1 protein-coding gene is annotated in these 943 nt (G+C 71.3%); it reads left to right on the top strand.

The features are described 5' to 3' along the window. Positions 1-12 precede the first annotated feature (12 nt). On the top strand, positions 13-943 hold a 931-nt coding region (locus QN345_RS19475; RefSeq protein WP_323509167.1), incomplete at its 3' end, for a PrsW family intramembrane metalloprotease.

Below are 943 nucleotides of genomic sequence, written 5' to 3'. Positions count from 1 at the left end.
ATCCTGTGGGTCATGACGCCTGAGCCCGCACCCGGTTCCGCCGCCCCACTCCTCGGCGGGCCGGTGACGCCCGTCGCCCCGGTGTGGACCGCTCCCGTGCGCCGTACCCCGGGCGGCCTGATCGCACTGACGATCATCGGGCTCGTCTTCGGGAGCCTGGCGCTCCTGCTCGTCCTCGTCTACCTCTCCACGTTCCTCGGTCCGTCCGCCCTCGTGCTCTGCCTCCTGCTCGCCCTCGTGCCCCTCACCGGCATCCTGCTCGTGGTGCGCTGGATCGATCGCTGGGAGCCGGAACCCCGACCCGCGCTCTGGTTCGCGTTCCTCTGGGGAGCCGGCATCTCCGTCGTCACGGCCCTCGTCTTCGACTTCGGCGTGCAGCTCGCGCTCGCCGCGGCGGGGAGCTCCCGCGCCGGCTCGGAGGCGGGCGGCGCGGGCTCGGGCACGGATGCGTTCGCCGCCGTGCTGCAGGCGCCCCTCGTCGAGGAGGGCGCGAAGGGCGTCGGGATCCTGGTGCTGTTCCTCGTGCTCCGGCGCACGTTCGACGGGCCCGTCGACGGCATCGTCTATGCGGCGACGATCGCGGCCGGTTTCGCGTTCTCCGAGAACATCCAGTACTTCGGCGTGGCCATGCTCGAGAGCGGTGCAGACGGGCTCGGTTTCACGTTCCTCGTCCGCGGGGTCTTCTCGCCGTTCGCCCACGTCACGTTCACCGCGTGCACCGGGATCGCGTTCGGCATCGTGAGCCGGCGCAGGGCCGGCGGTGCGCTCGGCCGGGTCCTCATCGTTCTCGCCGGATTCGCGCTCGCGGTCGCCCTGCACGGCCTCTGGAACGGCGCCGCCTACCTGCTCACGAACGACTCCGCGCTTCTCTTCTACTACCTGCTCGTGCAGCTCCCGCTCTTCATCGGGTACATCGTCGCCGTCGTGCTGCTCCGGCGCCAGG

It is taken from the genome of Cryobacterium sp. 10I1, assembly GCF_035019805.1.
GTDB classification, from domain to species: Bacteria; Actinomycetota; Actinomycetes; order Actinomycetales; family Microbacteriaceae; genus Cryobacterium; species Cryobacterium glucosi.
The sequence above is the reverse complement of the archived record's forward strand: the minus strand, read 5'-3'. Positions and strand labels throughout refer to the sequence as shown.